Source organism: Plantibacter sp. 2H11-2, assembly GCF_050031945.1.
In the GTDB taxonomy this organism is placed as follows: domain Bacteria; phylum Actinomycetota; class Actinomycetes; order Actinomycetales; family Microbacteriaceae; genus Plantibacter; species Plantibacter auratus.
Map to the genome: position 1 here is coordinate 174,277 of NZ_JBNBBL010000004.1, position 18,915 is coordinate 193,191.

At 64.7% G+C, this 18,915-nt stretch carries 10 protein-coding genes; 4 read left to right on the forward strand and 6 right to left on the reverse strand.

Annotated elements, in window-relative coordinates; genetic code table 11:
- Positions 1-681 precede the first annotated feature (681 nt).
- Complete coding sequence (locus ACQG07_RS10325) at positions 682-2,649, reverse strand: beta-galactosidase (protein ID WP_426738219.1); 1,968 nt, start codon at positions 2,647-2,649, stop codon at positions 682-684.
- 524 nt (positions 2,650-3,173) lie between these two features.
- Between ACQG07_RS10325 and ACQG07_RS10330 the strand changes: the two genes are divergently transcribed.
- On the forward strand, positions 3,174-3,743 hold the full coding sequence (locus ACQG07_RS10330) for a GNAT family N-acetyltransferase (protein ID WP_426738220.1): 570 nt from the start codon (positions 3,174-3,176) through the stop codon (positions 3,741-3,743).
- A gap of 444 nt (positions 3,744-4,187) precedes the next feature.
- On the opposite strand, the gene ACQG07_RS10335 is transcribed toward ACQG07_RS10330, so the two are convergent.
- From ACQG07_RS10335 to ACQG07_RS10355, 5 genes are all read right to left on the reverse strand, one after another.
- Positions 4,188-5,594: a nucleoside hydrolase-like domain-containing protein gene (locus ACQG07_RS10335; protein WP_426738221.1), complete on the reverse strand. Its 1,407-nt coding sequence runs from the start codon at positions 5,592-5,594 to the stop codon at positions 4,188-4,190.
- A gap of 964 nt (positions 5,595-6,558) precedes the next feature.
- Positions 6,559-7,299, reverse strand: coding sequence for a hypothetical protein (locus ACQG07_RS10340; protein WP_426738222.1), 741 nt, complete (start codon positions 7,297-7,299; stop codon positions 6,559-6,561).
- A complete protein-coding gene (locus tag ACQG07_RS10345; protein ID WP_426738223.1) occupies positions 7,296-9,119 on the reverse strand; it encodes a hypothetical protein in 1,824 nt (607 codons plus the stop codon). Before ACQG07_RS10345 ends, ACQG07_RS10340 begins: the two co-directional genes overlap by 4 nt.
- Positions 9,116-9,826, reverse strand: a complete 711-nt coding sequence (locus ACQG07_RS10350; RefSeq protein WP_426738224.1) for a hypothetical protein — start codon at positions 9,824-9,826, stop codon at positions 9,116-9,118. Before ACQG07_RS10350 ends, ACQG07_RS10345 begins: the two co-directional genes overlap by 4 nt.
- Positions 9,827-10,393: 567 nt before the next feature.
- Entirely contained in the window at positions 10,394-11,218 is an 825-nt protein-coding gene (locus tag ACQG07_RS10355; protein ID WP_426738225.1) for a hypothetical protein, read from the reverse strand.
- Between the two features lie 188 nt (positions 11,219-11,406).
- Here ACQG07_RS10355 and ACQG07_RS10360 point away from each other — a divergent pair, with 188 nt between their 5' ends.
- The 3 genes from ACQG07_RS10360 (at position 11,407) to dnaE (ending at position 17,752) form a co-directional block, all read left to right on the forward strand.
- Entirely contained in the window at positions 11,407-14,085 is a 2,679-nt protein-coding gene (locus tag ACQG07_RS10360) for an AAA family ATPase (RefSeq protein WP_426738226.1), read from the forward strand.
- 110 nt (positions 14,086-14,195) lie between these two features.
- On the forward strand, positions 14,196-14,468 hold the full coding sequence (locus ACQG07_RS10365; protein ID WP_426738227.1) for a hypothetical protein: 273 nt from the start codon (positions 14,196-14,198) through the stop codon (positions 14,466-14,468).
- On the forward strand, positions 14,465-17,752 hold the full coding sequence (gene dnaE, locus ACQG07_RS10370; protein ID WP_426738228.1) for a DNA polymerase III subunit alpha: 3,288 nt from the start codon (positions 14,465-14,467) through the stop codon (positions 17,750-17,752). The genes ACQG07_RS10365 and dnaE overlap by 4 nt, the downstream gene beginning before the upstream one ends.
- Positions 17,753-18,915: the final 1,163 nt, after the last annotated feature.

The window sequence follows — 18,915 nt, forward strand, 5'->3', positions numbered from 1 at the left end:
TTTTGCGCAACACGACGCTCCAGAACGCGCAGAGATACACATCCGCGCTAGCATCCTGACCTGAGCCTTGAAAGAGTGCTTGTTTACAGGGTGGTTCAGCACGTTCTCCGGCGACTGTGAGTAGTCTCACCAGGCACTGGAACTTCATCACGCTTCTTGGCGGGTCGTGATGACGCGCGCCTCGATTCGAGATGACTCCTCGAATCGAGGCTCCACTCTGTGGGCTTATCGAACCCGAGATCGAGCTCGTTGATCGAGCGGACCCTGGTCGCCCGCGTTCCGCCATGGACCCCCGCACCGACGCCGTCGACGAGGCGACGCAGCTCAGTCGATCTTCCACATCAAGCTTGGACCGTGTCCGGGAGCGGCCGGCGGGCTCGACCTCTGGTGCGGGACGAGGTGTAGTCGGCGGCGTCGACGACCGCCCAGATCGTGCGTAGCGCTCCGTGCCCAAACCCTGTGCATGGCAAGCTTGCAGAAGGCCGCCCTGACGGTCTCCAACGCCGCACAGCGGCGCCTGTTAGATAGCGTGGAGGTGGATTCTGATGTTGTTTCGGACTCGGGTGCAATATCGCGATGTCGAGGCTCGGGTGCTTCGGGAATTCCCGCGGGATTTCACGTTCTTTCCTAGTAAAGGACGGTTCCTCGAACCCGGCATACGCATGGCGTCCGTTCGCCGCGTCACGGCCGATGCAGCCACGTCCACTCCTGCGGCCCGAGATAAACGCGCTCGACTCCGACGTTGACGGCGTCAGAGGTGGGGATGTCCAACCAGACGTCTGTCGCCCCATGATTGATGAAGAAGACGTGCTGATCCCGCCGGCTTGCCTCAACGAGTTCCGGCAAGCCGGAGAACTCCGCACCCACGCCCGCCTGCTCGGCGACCCAGCGGACGACCGAGGTCATGCCGGCGTCGTCGGGGATTGTGGCGAGGTAGTACCCGACACCTGAGCCGAACCGGTTCGCGGTGAACGCCGGTGCTCCGGGGATGGGGCCGTCGGTGAACCGACCGAGGACATCCGCGGTGACGGCGTGGATCTCGTCGACGAGGAATGTTCCGACGAGCGGGCCCGCGGGGGAGTCGAGCGTGGCGGAGCGGAACCCGGGTCCGTCCGTGCCTGGGAGGACGAGTGCGTCGTACTCCTCGACCCGGACGCCGAACGTCCCTCCGAGGGTGCGCAGGTATCCGCCCGGCCGGAAGGCATCCGTCTCGTCGACGACGTCCGTGAACGCTGAGACGAGCAGGTGACCGCCGCCTTCGACGAATGCCGAGAGGTGCGCGGCGCTCTGATCGGAGACGAGGTAGAGCAGCGGCGCGACAACGACGTCATAGCCGCTTAGGTCGGAGCGCGGGTTCACAATGTCCACGCCGATGTGCTGACGGTGGAACGCGTTGTACCACCGCTGCACGATCTCGTTGTAGTCGAGTTGGGCGGGGAGCGCCTCATCACCGATCGCCCACAGGTTGTCCCAGTCGAAGACGAGGGCGGCGCGCGCTCGTGACCCGATGCCGAGCTTCGGCAGGCTCCGGAGGTCGTCGCCGAGTGCGGTGATCTCGCGGAACACCCGCGTCTCTGGACCTGCGTGCGGGAGCATCGCCGAGTGGAACTTCTCGGCACCCGCTCGCGACTGTCGCCACTGGAAGAACAGCACGCCGTCGGCCCCACGGCTCACCGACTGTATCGACCAGGCGGCCATCACGCCCGGTTGTTTCCGGGCATTCGACGGCCGCCACTGAACCGCGTTCGTCGATTGTTCCATGAGGAGCCACGGCTTGTCGGGCTTGAGACCGCGCATCAGGTCGCTGGCGAACGCCAAGGAACGGAACGCTTCGGGATCGTTCGGGTCGGGGTAGGCGTCGTTGCTGACAACGTCCATTTCAGCCGCCCACTTCCAGTAATCGCCCGGCGGGAACGGCCCCATGAGGTTTGTCGTAATTGGCTGGGTCGCGCCGGCGGCGCGGATGATGTCGCGCTCCATGATGAAGAGCTCGAGGAGAGCGTCGGAGGAGAAGCGCTTGAAGTCGAGAACTGCGCCGGGATTGTGGAACGAGGGCGCTTTACGCGGCGGAAGCACTTGGGAGAAATCGGCGTACCGCTGCGACCAGAAGACGGTGTTCCACGCCTTGTTGAGTGCCTCGATGGACTGGTACCTCGCTTCGAGCCAGCGGCCGAAGGCGGCACTCGCGTTGTCCGAGTAGTCCCATGGAGTGTGACAGCCGAGCTCGTTGTTGACGTGCCACATCACGACCGCGGGGTGATCGTGATACCGAGCGGCGAGTTCGGTGACGAGCGTTGCGGCGAGGCGTCGGTAGTCGGGCGAGGTCGGAGCGTAGTGCTGTCTGCTTCCCGGCCAGAGCGTCGCTCCGCCGTCATCCTGCGGCAGGACTCCCGGGTAACGTTCGCTCACCCACGGCGGTGGCGACGCCGTGCCGGTCGCAAGGTCGACGCTGATCTCGTTCTCGTGCAGCAGCTCGAGGACGCGGTCGAGCCACTCCCACTCGAAGATGCTCTCCCTCGGTTGGATGACGGACCAGGAGAAGACGTTGACGGTGACGAGTGTGACGCCGGCCGTGCGCATGAGGCGCACGTCCTCGGCCCACACATCTTCCGACCACTGTTCCGGGTTGTAGTCGCCCCCGTAGTGCATGGCTGTCTCCTCCGAGTCGATACGGTCCAGGCTACGGACCGGTCTGTTTGTGCTGAATTCGTTGCGCAACTCCCATGAGGCGAACCGGAACCTTCCCCCTGGTCACTTGCCAGGACCTGAGCAGGTTAGGGATAATCCCCGGCATGCCGAAGCCGTTGAGTGATCGGCCGATCGGGCGGATCGACTCCTGATCGAGCGAGAAGCTCGACTCCGATATCGACAAACGACACCATCTTGGACCCGTCTCGGGATGACTTCTCGAGCAGAGAACGACCAAGAGCTCGGTGACGAGCAGCTGGGTGCGGAGGCGTGGCGCCAGGACCGTAGCAAGGCCAGTGTCAATGAGCGCTGCGTTGAAGCCGGCAGCGGCCGTGTAAGCGAAGAAACAACCCGCGCGGCACCTCGCGCCAGCGGCGGCATGGCGGGCGGAACACCTCTAGCCGGCCAACGACCGGACCAGGCAAGGGGCTGTACATGTGCCGAGGCGGGCCACAGCCGGTCAGGGGGTCGATTACGATCATCGGATGACGAGAGTTACAGCCGGGAGGATTGATCATGCGCTGGCATTCACTGAAGCCGTGCTGGGAGATGTCGACGAGATCGTTGACATGGTCAATCGTGCATACTCTCGGGCGCCGGGGGCTCCTGGGTGGGCCGGTGAACGATCCTTCCAACCGGGTGATCGGACCGATGCGCTCGAAGTGTCACGGTTCGTCGCGGAGCCATTGACGACTGTGCTCGTGGGGCGTCGCGACGGGAGGCTGGTGAGCTGCTGTTGCGTGACGGGACGGGATGACGCGACTGCCTACCTCGGCCTGTTCGCAGTTGACCCGGATCGTCAAAGCGGCGGTCTCGGGCGAGCTACCATGGCCGCTGGCGAGTCCGTTGCGGTCATGGCGTTCGAGGCGCAGCGTATTGTGGTCGAAGTGATGGAGCACCATGAGCCGTTGCGCGAGTGGTACCTCCGACTCGGGTATTGGCCAACCGGGTCGCGGTCAGTATTCCCGGGGAGTATCGCGGCAGAGCCCGTCTGGCTTGTTGAGATGGATAAGGCTCTTGCGCCGATCAAGTCAACACCTCTGGCGAGGAGCTGAACCCGAATAGCGGGTTCGTCTCTTGGACGGCGTTGAGGCGCTATCCCACATGCGACGATGCCCCTCGTTCCCGCGAAGCGTGCGCGGCAAGTCTCGGCTTTCATTGCTGAGCAGCCGGGTGGAGCGGGGTGTGGTGGTTCACGGTGAACGAAGCCAAGCACCTGCAGCGGCTGGAACACCAGGGTCTTATCCGGATCGTCGACGCGAAACGTGCCGAAGCTGCAGTGTGCTCGCGAACGAGGACCAACTCGAACATAGCGTCGTAGGTCAGACTTCATCGAGGACTGACGCCATCGCTCTTGCACCTAGCAACGCACATGGCCCCTAACCGTTGGCTGAGACCATGTCTGATACCAGCGCTCATCATCGACCAAGCATGCACCTGCGATGAATGGACGCTGCATTCCTGTTGATACACGTGTCGCGCACCTCGACGCCCGTCGACTACTCGAGGGTGAGTACGAACCGGGCGTACCCCGTGAGTGCCGGTGATCCATCGTCGACCGCCTGGACGATGACATGCACAACCGCACCCGACGGAGCATCCTCGGGGACCGTGACGACGAGTTGATCGTCGGCGACCTCTATCCTGCACGTCGGCCCCTGCTGTTGGAATGCCGTCACGGAGGTGGCATCCCCGTCCGGATCGGTCACCTCGAACGGCAGCTTGACGCGCTGCCCGGCGCCGACCGTCAGGTCGAGCTGCGGGGCGGTGATGCGCGGCGCATGGTTGGCGTCCGCGAACTCCGGAGTCACGCTCCACCGGAGGCGTGCCGCGAGGTCGCGTTGATAGGCGCCGATCCACTGGCCCACCTCGCCGGCGTCCACGACGGCTGCGCCGGGCGACCACGGCACCATGCCGGCACTGCTCCAGCGGTGGGGGTCCTGCGCATGTCGCTCCTGACGTCCACCCCAGCCGCCGAAAGAGGGATGCTCGGAGTTGCGGAGGCCGTTGTCGATGTGCATCGCGACGTTCGAGGTGTCGCCTTCCGAGATCCAGGAGCCCGCCGGTCGCAGGGGCGCCCACAGGCTGTAGCCGGCCGCCACGAGGTCCTCCGGGAAGGCGTCGGGGACGCCGAAGTAGTCCTCTGCGTCGAACCCGTCGGCCATCTGGCCACCGTCGCCCCACACGCGGTAGGCCGCTCCCATCGGACCGACGCCCGACACGTTCTCGCGCATCCACTCCGCGGACAGGTACCGCTGCGCGTCCTCGGGCACGACGTTCCAAGCGAAATAGCCCCATGCAGCGGTCGCGACATCGCGGAACTCCAGCTCCGGCCACCGCGGGCGGATATATTCAGCGAACGTCGCGTCCTGCTCGCCGAAGCTGGTGATGACGGTACGGCCGACGATCAGCCCGTACACCTCGCCCCACCGCTCGGTGCCGGCGAACTCCTCCTCGATCGACATCAGTGCACGGGCGATCGTGTTGGTGCCCGCCCAGGCCTGTGCGAACACCTGGCCGGGCGCATCGCCCAGCAGCACGTGCTTCACCAGCTCGGACCCGGCCGTCGGCTCCCGGGTGTCGCCGACCTCGTCTATGTTCCCGTCGGCGATGATCGTCCGTAGGTCCGCGGGATCGGGGTAGCGGGGATCGTGGCGGACGAGGTTGTCGTAGGCCTTCTCGTAGGCGTCGACGGCGAGGTCGATGTGCATCCGGTCGCCGGCCGCCGGCCAGCGGTGCGGCTCCACGCCACGCGCCAGGTTGCCCCGATGGTGGAACTCGCTGGCCGAGTACACGAGCGCCGCGATGTCGATCTCGTTGCTGTACAGCAGCAGTCGCAGCATGGAGTTGAGGTCGTCCAGCTCCGGGTCGGTCGTGACGATGATGCGGGCGGGCGGACGGGTCACGGGAGCTCCTCAACGCTGATGGACGTGCTTTCCTGTTGGCAGTGTAGAGCCATAACTGGACCATTGGTCGACCGGTCGACCGGTCGACCGGTTGGCCGAAATGGGCAGCGCGGTCTTCACAGGCCCTGGATCGACGCCCGGAGTCGATTGCGATGTCATCGATCGGGTCGTTCGAAGGAGCACACGCTGTTCACACGTCTGAAATGTATGGAATCGTCGGGCAGACAAGACCCGGCGCTAGCAATGAACAGATCGCCCGCGATGCCTTCGTCTGCGACACCATCCTCACCCTCGCCGAAGGAAACACCGACGCTCTATGGCCCCGAGGCACAACGGAACCCACTACGCATGGCGCCGGCAGCCCGCCCTACGACGCCACCAGTCACCCAAACGAAGTCCTCAACACATTCGCCGGCATCGAACGACCATGAAGTAGATGCCAGGTCATCGGCGGATCGTCCGGCCCTGCGCACGCGAGCGGCCAGCTCCGCGACGCGCTGTTCTACTGTTGCGAGATCGGGATGCGCCTGGCGCTTACAGTATGAAGGAGTCGACGACGCGACTGGCTGCCGGACTTCAGCCGCGGGGGTTTCCGGCTCTGTTCAGAAAAAGTGTGACAGTTGTGCATCTGCAGATGTTTGTCAGGACAGCACTGTGGGTGTATCTGGCTGGGTTTGAGGTTCTTTCAGGGAACAGCTCGGGCGCGTTTCTGGCCGGACTTCCGGATGCGCTTGGCGGAACCGACACCAACCTGGCGGCTGGAGTTCGCGGTTCTGGCACCAGTGCGACCCTGGCTGCGTTCGCAGCCCCTCCGCGGCTTCGAACAACGCTAGGTGAGAGGTCGCAATTCTTGGCTACCGCGCACGGTCGCCTCACCAGGGACGCTGACGCGGGCATGGTTGGTTGGACACCACGTGTCGGGTGTTTTTGGGGGTCGGTCTAGCCCACGGCCGAGAACCGATCACTAAAGTTCAAGACCTCGGCCGGACACCGACTGATGCGGCGGATGAGCGTCGTTGGAAGCAGCGTGTGGGTGTGGTCGATGGACTCTCTTCGAGAGCTTCCGAGCCAGTTCGGCAAATCGGCTGCTCGAAGCGACGTCCGGTGCGTCTACGGAGTGTTCGAACAGGCCCGACTCCCGTGCCTCTTGGCGACTGGCGTGGAGGTCCCGAAGGTATCCCGCGGCTGGGTCCTCGTCGGGAGTCCAGTCGATGAGACGGGGTGGCTCTCGCCAGCTCGAAGCGGAGGTCGACGGCGCGGTTTCTGGGCTCGCAGGCACGGCATCTACCGAAGCTTGGTGAACCTTGTCCAATGGGAGGTACGAGTCCGGACGCCAGAGCGGCCCGCCGGTCTGCGAGAGAACTTGGTCAATGCTCTCCAGTTGTTCGTCGATCGCCGCGTGTTGGCCGTGCCATTTCCCTGCCAATGCGTAGAACGTGTCGAGCCATGAGTCGGGGTCGTTGCCGCCTGCGTAGTCCGACGCCCCGGTGAAGCGGAGGAGGAGATCCATCTGTGCCTCTGCGATTCTGCGTTGCACATCTGCCTCCGGCCGGGGGTCGTCGCCGTGAACGTCCTCGGAGTCGTCGAACAGCTTCTCATCGTCCGGCTCCGGGTCTCGGAATTGTTGCCCGCGCTGATACGTTTCCACCCACCCTTGCTGGTCCTGGCTCAGGTCCGACGAGGGGACCGTCTGCTCTTCTGTCATCCTGCGGCCCCCTCGCTCAAGTCGGTCAGGCTGGCTCGACGCCGCGCGACACCACGAACAACGAATGGTGCGGCGCCGAGGAGCATCGTGGCAGCACCGCCGGCGGCGAGCATGGTGCCGTCGAAGCCGGTGCTCGCGAGCTTCTGGCCGGGGCGGTCGATGAAGAGGGTCTGCTCACCCTCCTGCCCACAGACACCTTCGCTGAGGAGCACCTGCTTCGTGTCGTCGGCATAGGTGCGTTCAATCCAGTTGACCCCGGTGCCCATGTCGCGGGTGGCGGTGAAGGTCGGCCCGGGGACATCCGTGCGGCTGTTGACCAGGATCGGCGCCGACTCCGGCAGGTATTCGGTCGTGGCGTCGCAGACGGGCTGGCCGTCGGTGATGCGGTAGGCGGTGAAGGTCTGCACGGCGGTGTCGGGGTAGAGAGTGACATCTTCATGGTGGGCGGTGTCGCCGTACTGCTCTCCCTCCATCGCCGTCGGTACGGCCTTCGTTGTGACGCGGGGGATGACCGTGGTCTCCTCGAGTAGCCCGAACGCGTCATGCCACGGTCCCTGCAGGACGGACTTGGTCGTGTCGGACTGCTTGTTGAGGTCGAGTGACCAGACGGCGGTGATCGGGCCGTCGGCTGCGTCGGGGTGGGGGAAGGAGGCTTCCATGACGTCGCCGACCCCGTCGCAGCTGGCGGTGGCCGTGCCGAGCGCCGGCCGCCCTTCCGGGACATCGGGGAGGCTGTCTTCGCCTGGAAGCTTTGCGTAGATCGCGACGTCCCAGGTGACTTCGACGCCGTTGCCGTCTTGGTTGCGTCGCCAGGTGGTGCTGGTGCTGTCGGGGGAGAGGTCGCAGGTGGCGTGGTCGACGATGGTGCCGCCGACGGGGACGAGGGTCTGCTGCATCTCGCTCGTCACGATCGGCTGGAAAGTCGTCGAGGCGGTGATGCTGGCAGCCGAGGTGAACGGGATGGGGGAGCGGTTGTCGCTGCCGCGGGCGAGGCGCTGTTGGCCGGGCGTCTCGTACATCCATGCCTCGGAGGCGTAACCGCCAGGCGTGCTCCAGGAGCCGTCGGCGCGGATGTCGTAGTCCGCGATGCCGTCGGCTGGATCGCCGGTGATGTCGACGCGGGATCCGTTGCCGACGGCCACCGAGGTCGCGCCCGTGCTGGTCTCGTGCGCGCCGGTGAGGGTGAGAGTGCCGGTGGCCGCGGCGGGGTCGACGCTCACGTCGATGTATCCGGTGGTGCTGTCGGTCATGGAGATGGTTGTGGTCGCCGTGTTCGAGCCGGCTGCGGCAGCCCAGTTCTCACCGACCCATGCCCAGATGCTGTTGAACGCTGCAGTCACAGCGACGTCGTGACCGTCGGCCTTCTGGCCGATGTAATGGATGGCGCCGTCATAGCCGGGGTGGTTCTGCGAGGTGAAGGCGTAGACGAACGCGGCCACGGCTGCTGCGGTGTCGTTGTCGGTGGTCTGCCCGAACTGGGAGAGGCCGGCGTTGAGCATCGCGAGTTCCGTGCCGCCGACGTCGCGCGTCCCGGCTGTTTCGCCGATACCGCCGACGAGAGTTCCGCCGCCGGTGGCACCAGACGGCCAGTCGGCTTGGACATCGATGCAGTAGGCAAGAGAGCCGTCCGGGGTGACGTAGTTCACGAGCTGGCCCCATCCGTAGGCGGTGGTCGCTCGAGGAGATGGAGCGGTGCTGTCCGCAGTGGCTGACGTGTCCTCCGCGGCGGGAACCGAAGCGCTCGCGGAAAGGGCAGGCAAGCTCAGCGTGGTGGCAAGCAGAATCGACGCGCCGGCCGCGCTCAGGATGCGGCGGCTCATGCGGCCTCCTCCACCCGAGCTCGGCCTCGTCGGCTCCGTACGGCGAGGGCCACGCCCGCCGCGATCGCGAGCAGACCCGCCGCAGCGCCGGCGATGAGAAGATCTTCGTTCGCCCCGGTCACCGCGAGCTGCGGGCGCTTGGTCCCGAGACTCCCGCCAGAGCGATCTGCAACGACATCGATCGCTGTCCCGCCGTCCTCCTCCTCTTCATCGACTGGTGGCTCGGTCTCTCCGCCCTCCTCCGGGTCGATGACGGCCGGTTCGGTGATATCGACGACGGACGACTCATGGATGATCAGGTCGAGACCCTCCGGATCGTTCGGGTTGTCGAGCGTCCAGGCGTACCCGCCGGCGGCCGAGACGCTCACGCAGTCGCCGTCGTAGCTCCACTCGGAGCCTGTCCAGGTCGCGGAGAACGAGCCGACCGTCGCTGCGTCGGCGATCGAACCGACCAATGGCCAGCCGTCGTAGGGTCCGGTGAGCGCCGCTGTGATCGGTTCGATCGCGATGCCGTCCTGGGTGCCAGAGACGTCGAGTGCGAAGCCGACGCAGTCGCCCATTTCCGCTACCGAGGGGCTCGCGGAGCCCGAGGCCGTGACGATGGAGGCGGGTGCTGGCGCGTCGAGGGGGATCGCTGGACCGGGCGTACCGAGCGCGGTCGCACTCAACGCGGTCGCTGCGAGTTGCAGTGAGAGGGGCAGTGCCATAGTGTCCTTCCGTCGCTTGCGCGAGTTGAGGTGAACGCTGGTGCGTTACCTCCTGCTCTTGCGCAGACAGACGAATCGCAGCGGACTAGGGCGCCAAGCGATGCTGCGGTCCGCCGCCTCCGAACGCCGATCAATGCAACTCGACGCTCCGAAAGCCGGGAGGAAGGCTGAGTCGACGTGCCCATCAAACACAGGACGAGATACGTTCCGCGGAGTCGCGCTTAGCCATAGGAAGCGACGCAAGAAAAGCACATATACCCGACACGGAGGCAATAATCGACACCGGTGAGCGCCCCGTCAGTTGCGCACGCGGGCGCTTCGAAGAGCCTTCAGGACGAACTTGAGTCCGACCCTCCGCTATCTTCGCTCACGAACTCTGCGGCCTCGCTGTTGAACTCCAATGAGAATCTCACCGAGGCACAGGCGCGTCCTCCATCGATGAACTGTACGACTCCCCGGGGAACCGGGAGATCGTAGCTGGCCATCGTGCGCCCTAGACGCTTCGCGGGGCACCGAGCAAGTTAGCTTTGGTCTGTTGAGAGTTGAGGTACATCTAGAACTGCCCCATCAGTTGGGCGCCGTCCACCTAAGCGCCTCGGCGTCCCAGGTGACCACCGGTTGTCTTTCCTCACCACTTGTCTGTGAAGCTGGTGCCGATCGGAAAAACTCTTCCATGATTGGTCCTATCGACTCGAATGCTTGCTGCGCGATGGCTTCGTCGCGCGTGGTCACGACTGCCTGAAGCGAGCGGTCGCCGTCGAAGACCGAGATGTTGATGACGGAGGGGGTCTCGGCGGAACCACCACTAGGTGTTCTACGACGTCGGAACAGGACCTTGATGCCGTCCCACATCGCAGCTGCTCCAAGCGAGACGACGAGAGGGTAGATAACGTCCAAGAAGATCTGCGGCGCGGGAACGAGTCCAAATTGATAGGTCCGTTCGACACGGAGGGTCTCGGGAGCTATCCCTAGGGCCAGAAGACTCTTCTCGGTTTCGAACAGTGCGTCATCTTCAAACCATGCGTGGTCCGCGCTCACCTCCAGCGTCGCGTTCGAGCGCTCCTCCGCCGCGCCATCCCGCTCTAGAGGAACTCGCATCGTGACTGACATCCCCCTGTTCAGCTCCAACAGAGGCAAGTCGTCTTCATGCATCTCTGCTTCGAATCGGAGTTCATCGATCCCGTCGGCACGGGTTACAACGAACGCTCTGGTGCCCCGAATGCGCAAGGGCTTCGACAGATCGTGTTCCAGGTGAAACGGAAGTCGACCTACGGTCATCTGCTCAGCCAGGTTGTTGAGGGTCTCCGAGGGAATCGTGATCCCGCCGTACGCGGCAATTGGTTCGCTAGTCATGAGAGTGCCTTGCACTGAACGCCACTGGGAATCGGTCATACGACGATGATGGCAGCAGGTGACTAGAAGCGCTCATTTATCCCAGACGTGCATCGCGATGAACGCTATCGATTGGTGGAATGCACGCAGGCACCGGCGTGGCCTGGTCCGCCGGAGCTGTCCGGCAGCGGCAAGAACTAACGAGGTGGAACGACCGCCCGGGGCAGGAGACACTCGTGCGCGGCGGCATGGTCAGATGGAAGCGAGGCTTGGCCTCGCAAGGACTCAAGCAGGCCGTCGACTATGCGCTCGATGGTTCCTGCGATGCAACTGTCGGCACCCCCGCTGGCATCGCCCGCGCGCTCGGTTACGCACCCGAGACCGTCACCCGCTTCATCGTAGAGAACGAACAGGTCACCTCTGACCAGCTCGACCGACAGAAACTGGCCGCCTGGGTCGCCGGCCGTGATCCCGACACCGAGGTCATGCGTGGCGTCCGGAATCCGTCACCTCGAGCGGACCTGCTCCTCGATGCCACCATCAACGCGTCGAAGTCGTTCTCCATCGCGGCGATCGTCGATCCAGAGATCGCGGCAGCTTACGACGCACTTCAAGATCGCCTCCGCGCACGCATCATCCTCGCCTGGCAGCATGAGCTCAACGCCCGTCGCGGGAAAGCAGGCCACCGTCGCATGCCGCTGACTCGCATCGAGATCGTGGAGCTCCGCCACGCCCGCTCGCGTGCGCTCGATCCCCACCAGCACCGGCACCTGTGGCTCAACATCAAGGTGCTCGGAGAGGACGGGCGTTGGAGCAACATCGACTCCCGCGTGGCACTCCGCTTCCAGACCGTCATCAACGCAGAAGGCGACCTCGCTGCCAGGACAGACCCGGAGTGGATCGCTGCGCTCGCCCGGAGGGGTTTCAGTATCGGCGACGACGGCGAGATCGAGCAGCTCGCTCACATTGTGCGGCCGTTGTCGAAGCGGTCGCGTCAGATCGAGCGGAACCGCGCCAACCGGCTCGATGAGTGGCGGCTCGAACACCCCGGCGTTGAACCTACGCCGCAGGACCTGACCGCCATCGATCAGTGGGCCTACGCGCACGAGCGCCCCGCGAAACCTCCCGCAATCGACGAAGCGGACTGGGTGAACCTGGTCCGGGACGAGATCATCGAACTTGACCCGAAACTGGCCGAGAAGCGAGCGCCAGCGGCACCGGTAGTGAGCAACCTCGATGATCTCGACATCGATCTGCTCGCGAGGCGGGCGGTCGCCGATGCTGACCAACGCTCGACCCCGAGTGGAGGACGATTCAGCCGATTCGACGTCCACGCCGGCGTGCTCCGGGCACTCGCCACAACGGGAATTGTCGCTGAACGCTCCGAGCTCGAACCACTCATCGAGCAGGTGCTTCAGCGCGCCGTCGACAAGGGCTGCACGGACCTGCTCGGCGCCGACGAAGTTCCTCCGCAAGTGAAGGGCTACCTCTCCAACCACACCGCGACGCTGAAGCGGGACGTCGACCGACGCATGGTCGCACTCACGTCCCCCGGACGGTCTCTGACCGAAGAGGCGGTCTCCCGCGCCGAGCGCGCGTCCCTTCCAACCGGCCGCTCGCTCGACGCCGGTCAACGAGCCGCCGCCGCAGTATTGGCGGGCACTGATCGGCTCGTCGCAGTGACCGGCCCTGCAGGAACAGGCAAGACGGCCATGCTGCGCGTCGCCTGCGACCTGCTCCGCCGCAATGGCCGTCGCCCGCTCCTGCTTGCACCAACGCGGAAGGCCGCCCAGGTCGCCGGTGCCGAGACGGACGCCGATGCAACGAGCGTGCACGAGCTACTTCGAGCACACGGCTGGACCTGGAAGACAGACGAAGTCGGCCGTGACGTCTGGACCTGGGAACGTCCAGCCAATCCGATCGCTCCCCGCTACCGACTCCGACGCAACGACCGCGTCATCGTCGACGAGGCAGGCATGCTCGACCTCGAGGCAGCACGCGCGCTCTGCATCACCGCAGAGCAAACTGGCATCGACCTGGCCTTCGTCGGCGACCCGATGCAGTTGCGCCCAGTCGGACACTCCGGAGCAATGCTGCTGGCGACCGAGGCCGCGACAGCACTCGTCGATCTCGAGGACGTCCACCGCTTCCGCAAACCGGACGGAACGGTCGACCGCGAGTACGCGCAGCTCACGGTCGCTCTGCGCGATGCACGGAGCCAAGATGATCGGCTAGCCGTGGCAGATCGTCTCATCGCCGGTGGCCATGTCGTCGAGCTGGAGCCTGACCAGGATCCGACGGCCTTCCTCGCCGAACGGTATCTCGCAGACACCGCGGCAGGGCTAAGTGTTGGGTTGGTGACGGCGACGAACGAGGAGGCGCAGCGCATCAACGACACGATCCAGCGACTCCGGCTCTCGCGAGGCGAGCTGCAGGCAAGGTCCGTTCTCTTCGCGCAGGACTCGCAACCCATCTACGAGGGGGACCTCGTCCAGAGCCGAGCCAACGAGAAGAACCTAGGCGTGAGCAACCGTCAGCTCTGGCGAGTCCGCAGAATCGCCGGTGAGCACGCCTCGCTCGAATCCGTTTCGGACCCAAGTCGCGTTCGAAACGTGCCCGCGAGCTACATCGCTGAGCATGTCCACCTGGCCTACGCATCCACGGCGCATGGCGCCCAAGGTGAGACCGCAGACGTCAGCTACACGTCGGGTGCAGTGAACGATGCGGCCGTCTACGTCGGTCTCACTCGCGGAAAGCTCCAGAACACCCTGGTGCTCCCGCCGAGAGTCTTCGACCTCCGTGAGCAGATCGCCGAGTTGCTTGCGCTCGGCGCTACCGAAGCGACCGTGAACGCCACACGGCACGCGGCGCGGGTCGACCTTGAGCGCGCGGCCCGGATGACGGCCGCAGCCGAAATGAGCATCTGACGCTTCCGGGTGCCGCGGATCGCGGGGGTTGAGAGATGGGTTCGTCCGTTGTCGCCGACACGACGTACACTCGCTTCATCGAACACGTGTTCGAATCTCGGAGGTGCGGCATGGCAACGATCGTCGACGAAGCAGTAGATGTTGATCTCGCGGCGGACGGCGATCCGCTGGCGTTCGTATGGAAACGGTTCGAACACCGGGTCATCGGCCAACCACAAGCGCTGTTCTCCCGCCAAGCCTGGTGGACAGGCGACTCCTCGCCAGCCCGCATCGATATCGAGACGTGGCGGGTCGACGCAGTGCGAGGCGACGAGGAGCCCACCCGCTACGACCTCCGCCGCGACACCACCGGAAGATGGACCCTCGCGGTCGCCTGGACGTGAGCTTCTCCCACCTCCACGTCGCCTCCCACCTCTCCGCACACTATGGCGTCACGTCGAGCGCCGCGTTGGCCGGTCTCGCAGCGGAAGACGGGGCATCGTTCCTCGCCCTGACCGACCGCGACGGCCTCTACGGAGCACCGAAACACGTCGGAGCGTGCCTGGCTGCGGGCATCTCACCGGGGCTGGGGGCCGACCTCGCCGTCCTGGACGAACATCAGGAGCCGATCGGCCGGATCGTCCTGCTCGCGCATGGTCAGAACCGCGGAGCTGGTTTCGCTCAACTGTGTCGGGCGGTCAGCGCTGCACACGGGCGTCGCGAGAGACCGGCGATCCTTCGCGATGAACTCGCCGCGATCCTCGCCGACGATCCCGCACTGACGGTGATGCTCGGACCTGAGTCCGATGTCGGGCAGGCGATCGAGCACCGGGATCACGCCGGCGCCGGTGCGGCTCTCGATCGGTGGCGGGACCAGCTACCAGCGCGTCATCTCGTGATCGAGGTCGTCTGTCATCTCACCGATCAAGGGGTCCGGGGCAATGTAGCGGCCGCGACTCGGATGCTCAGCCTCGCGGAGTCCGCCAGCATCCCTGCGGTGCTCACCAACGCCGTTCGATACGGACTTCCGGACGAGGCCGCCACCGCAGACTTGGCGGACGCCGCGAGATTCTTGCGTCCGCTGGCCGAGCTCGACGACCTGAACGAGCTGCAGGTGAACGGACAGGCCTGGTTAAAGCCCGCAAACCAGATGCGGCAGATCGCCAGGATGATCGTCGGCGCCGGTACACACGATGGCGGGGCGGTGCAACGACTACTTACCGAGACCGAGCGCCTCGCCGAACGGTGCGCCCTCGACCCCGTGTCCGACGTCGGCTGGAAGCAGCCCCGCATGCCGGAGGCCTCGGTGATTGGCATCAGCGGAGATCCTCATCAGGCGCTCTGGGAGCGGGCGCGTGCTGGCGTCGATGAACGGTACACGCGGCCGGGGATGCCTTCACTGGAAGACGCGCACCGGGCGCTCGAACACGAAATGCGGATCGTTGAGCAGCTCGGCATGCCGTCCTACTTCCTGACGGTCGCCAAGGTCGCCGACATCATCCGTGAGATGGGGATACGCATTCAAGCGCGTGGCTCGGGCGTCGGGTCCGTCCTCAACTACGCCCTCCACACGTCGTCGGTCGAGCCAATCAGCAACGGGCTCATCTTCGAACGCTTCCTCTCGCCGGAACGCACCAACCTGCCCGACATCGACCTCGACGTCGAGTCCGCCCGCCGACACGACGTCTACCGCGAGGTCTTCGCCCGCTTCGGCTCCGACCGCGTCACGCTCATGTCGATGACCAACGCCTACCGCTCGCGCGGGGCCGTCCGGGACGCTGGCCTCGCTCTCGGCATGGACGAGTCGATGATCGACATGATCGCCAAGCAGATGTGGCGATTCAATGCCCGCGAGTTCCGCGACGCCCTCCGAGACAAGCCAGAACTGGCCGACCTCGCTGACGCGGTTCGCGAGTCCCGCGAACTCGACCTGCTCGTGGACGTCACCGAGCGTCTCGATCGCCTGCCGCGCCACATCAGCGTCCACCCCTGCGGTGTCATCCTGTCCGACACCTCCCTGCTGAACCGCACGTCGACACAGCTGTCGGGCATGGGCCTTCCGATGTCGCAGTACGACAAGCACGACATGGACAACATGGGCCTCATCAAGCTCGACATCCTCGGCGTGCGGATGCAGTCGGCCATGGCCCACGCTGTCAGGGAGCACGAACGGCTGACCGGCGAGACCATCGAACTCGATGCCCTGCCGCTCGACGATGAACCCACGTATGAACTCCTCCGTTCAACGCGCACGCTCGGTGTCTTCCAGCTCGAGTCTCCCGGGCAGATGGAACTGGTCGGCAAGCTACAGCCAGAGGTCTTCAACGACCTCACTGTGGAGATCTCACTCTTCCGTCCCGGGCCGATGCAGAACAACATGCCGCTGCAATACCTCCAGGTTCGGCACGGCGAGACGATGCCCGACTACATCGACCCGAGACTTCGGCCCATTCTCCGAGAGACGCGCGGCGTGGTCGTCTTCCACGAGCAGGTCATGCGGATCATCGACGAACTCACCGGCTGCGGTCTCGGACCCGCCGACGTCATCCGCCGACAGCTCGCAGACCGCGGACGCCTCGCCGGCATCGAAACCTTCGTGCGCGACCGGGCGATGGCGCGTGGATTCCGGCCCGCCGTGATCGACAAAGCCTGGACGATCCTCGCTGGCTTCGGGTCCTTCGGATTCGCGAAGGCGCACGGAGCGGCCTTCGCGTTACCGACGTTCCAGTCGGCCTGGTTGAAGCGGCATCACCCGGCCGAGTTCATGGCCGGGCTCCTCACTCATGACCCGGGGATGTGGCCGAAGGATCTCATCCTCGCTGAAGCGCGCCACCTCGACGTGCCCGTCCTGCCGATCGATGTGCAGCGCTCGGGGCTTGAGTACGTCGTCGAGATCGCGCCCGACGGCCGGCTCGGCGTGCGAATGTCGCTGGTCGAGATGAAGGGAAGTACCGAGAAGGAACGAGCCCGCATCGCGCGGCACCAGCCATTCTCCTCACTCCAGGACTTCCGAGACCGAGTCCGTCCACGCCGCCGCACCTTCGAGGCATTCGCTCGAGTGGGTGCTCTCGATGCGTTCATCGACTACATCCCGAGACGACGCCACGAACTCCTCGCCCACCTCGTTGGAGTCACCACGAGTGCCCAGCTCATCGCCGACGAGCAGCTCGCCTTCGAGCTCGACCTGCCCGTGCCCGAGCGCAGCACGATCACCTCGCTCGAGCTGCGCGGTCGAACTCAAACTGACCTCGAACTGCAGGAGATGCGCCTGGCAGTGAACCGCCACCAAATGGAACGGTTCTACCCGCTCTTCCGCGAACTCGGCGTGACGCCGGCACGCGACCTCGTGGACCTGCCCGGTGGAACCGAGGTCCTCATCGCCGGCGTCCGCCGGGCGACGAACACCCCGCCGATGCGGGGCGGCAAGCGCGTCGTCTTCGTGTCTCTTGACGACGGTACGGGTCCGGTCTCCAACGTCGTCTTCTTCCATGACGCCCAGGAGCACATCGGCTCCAAAGTGTTCCAGACCCATTACATGCTGGTTCGTGGGATGACCCGACGCTCCGGCGCGCGCGGCGTATCTGTGACGGGCGCAGCTGCTTGGGACCTTCTGCAGCTGCAGCGGGATGTGAAGGAAGAATGCGGGGAGCTCCCAGGGGTATCGGTCCTCGACCGTCGAGTCGGTTGAAAATCGGAGTGATAGAGCGCGACGGGGCAACCGGTACACCCTCAGCTCGGACCGGAGTTGTGGGTGACTCCTGCAGTCTCGGCGCAATACGGCAGGACCAGCTGGCGTCAGAAGGTGAGGTTGCGAACCTCCGGCGGGCGACTACGGGATACTTCCTAGGTGGCAGCCTCACGAAGGGACTTCGCTATCACTAACAAACTCACCGCGCTAGGCATGAAGGCTTCTGGACCGGAGACAACCAGCTTCTCCGGAGAGGCTCTCCTATGGGAAAGCGTCCCCGGTGGCAGTGGGGACGGCATGACAGAGCTTGGGGACACAGTGTGCGTCGACGTCGGCCTCACTCGCGAAATGGGCGAGGAGGTGGCCAAGCGTGCCCCCGCTGTCCTCGTGCTTACCCATGACGATGCTGATCACATCGGCGGATACCGGGGTTTCGCTGCGACAGGGCTGTCTAGCCTGAGGGAGCTTTGGGTTCCCTTTGATTGGGGAGCACTGGCATTTACGCTTGCCCAACCGACAGTACTCGACGCTAACGCGCCGCCAGTCGCACTATTGGAAGGAGAGGTCATCAGCAGGCTCGTAAGAGCTCGCGCCCTCAATGAAGAAGAGGCAGTTTTCGCTGTCGACGAGTTGCGCAACATTCTTGCTCGCACCTCTGCGCAAGCACTAGAAGCAATCGAAATCCTTCAGCGCGACGCTGGTTTAGTCGAATTGCTCGGTCGCATTCTGAATTCAGATGGATCCTACCCATCCCAACATAGGCACATCCCGGACCGTACTGCGGCTGATCGTGCTTTGAATCGAGCTCGGGTGCTTATGGAAATACTCTCGAGCGCGTCCCGAGCGGGCGTCAAAGTTCGATTTTTTTCAGTGGATTACGTCACGGATCGGAGGCGATCATGGGAGTTCGCTGGCACTCCAGGCCTCGCTACTATGCTCAACGCGGTTGAAATTGGCACTCCTCGACATTGGGAAGAAGGCTCGATTCAGTTCGTCGGTGGTTTGCTAGCGTTGAGTATTCAGAATCGGCGGGCTCTCTGTACCTTGCTCTGGCACAATGGTGCGATAGATGGCGGGGCGATTGTCTGGAGCGATAGCTCCGGAGAATGGCTCGATAGCCATGACGAATTTGAACCGATTTATCGCGTCAGTATATCGACGGC

Coding starts and splice junctions, on each gene's coding strand:
- ACQG07_RS10345 (WP_426738223.1), bottom strand. CDS start 9,119: ATGAGCCGCCGCATCCTGAGCGCGGCCGGCGCGTCGATTCTGCTTGCC.
- ACQG07_RS10340 (WP_426738222.1), bottom strand. CDS start 7,299: ATGACAGAAGAGCAGACGGTCCCCTCGTCGGACCTGAGCCAGGACCAG.
- ACQG07_RS10360 (WP_426738226.1), top strand. CDS start 11,407: ATGGTCAGATGGAAGCGAGGCTTGGCCTCGCAAGGACTCAAGCAGGCC.
- ACQG07_RS10350 (WP_426738224.1), bottom strand. CDS start 9,826: ATGGCACTGCCCCTCTCACTGCAACTCGCAGCGACCGCGTTGAGTGCG.
- ACQG07_RS10325 (WP_426738219.1), bottom strand. CDS start 2,649: ATGCACTACGGGGGCGACTACAACCCGGAACAGTGGTCGGAAGATGTG.
- ACQG07_RS10365 (WP_426738227.1), top strand. CDS start 14,196: ATGGCAACGATCGTCGACGAAGCAGTAGATGTTGATCTCGCGGCGGAC.
- ACQG07_RS10330 (WP_426738220.1), top strand. CDS start 3,174: ATGACGAGAGTTACAGCCGGGAGGATTGATCATGCGCTGGCATTCACT.
- ACQG07_RS10355 (WP_426738225.1), bottom strand. CDS start 11,218: ATGACCGATTCCCAGTGGCGTTCAGTGCAAGGCACTCTCATGACTAGC.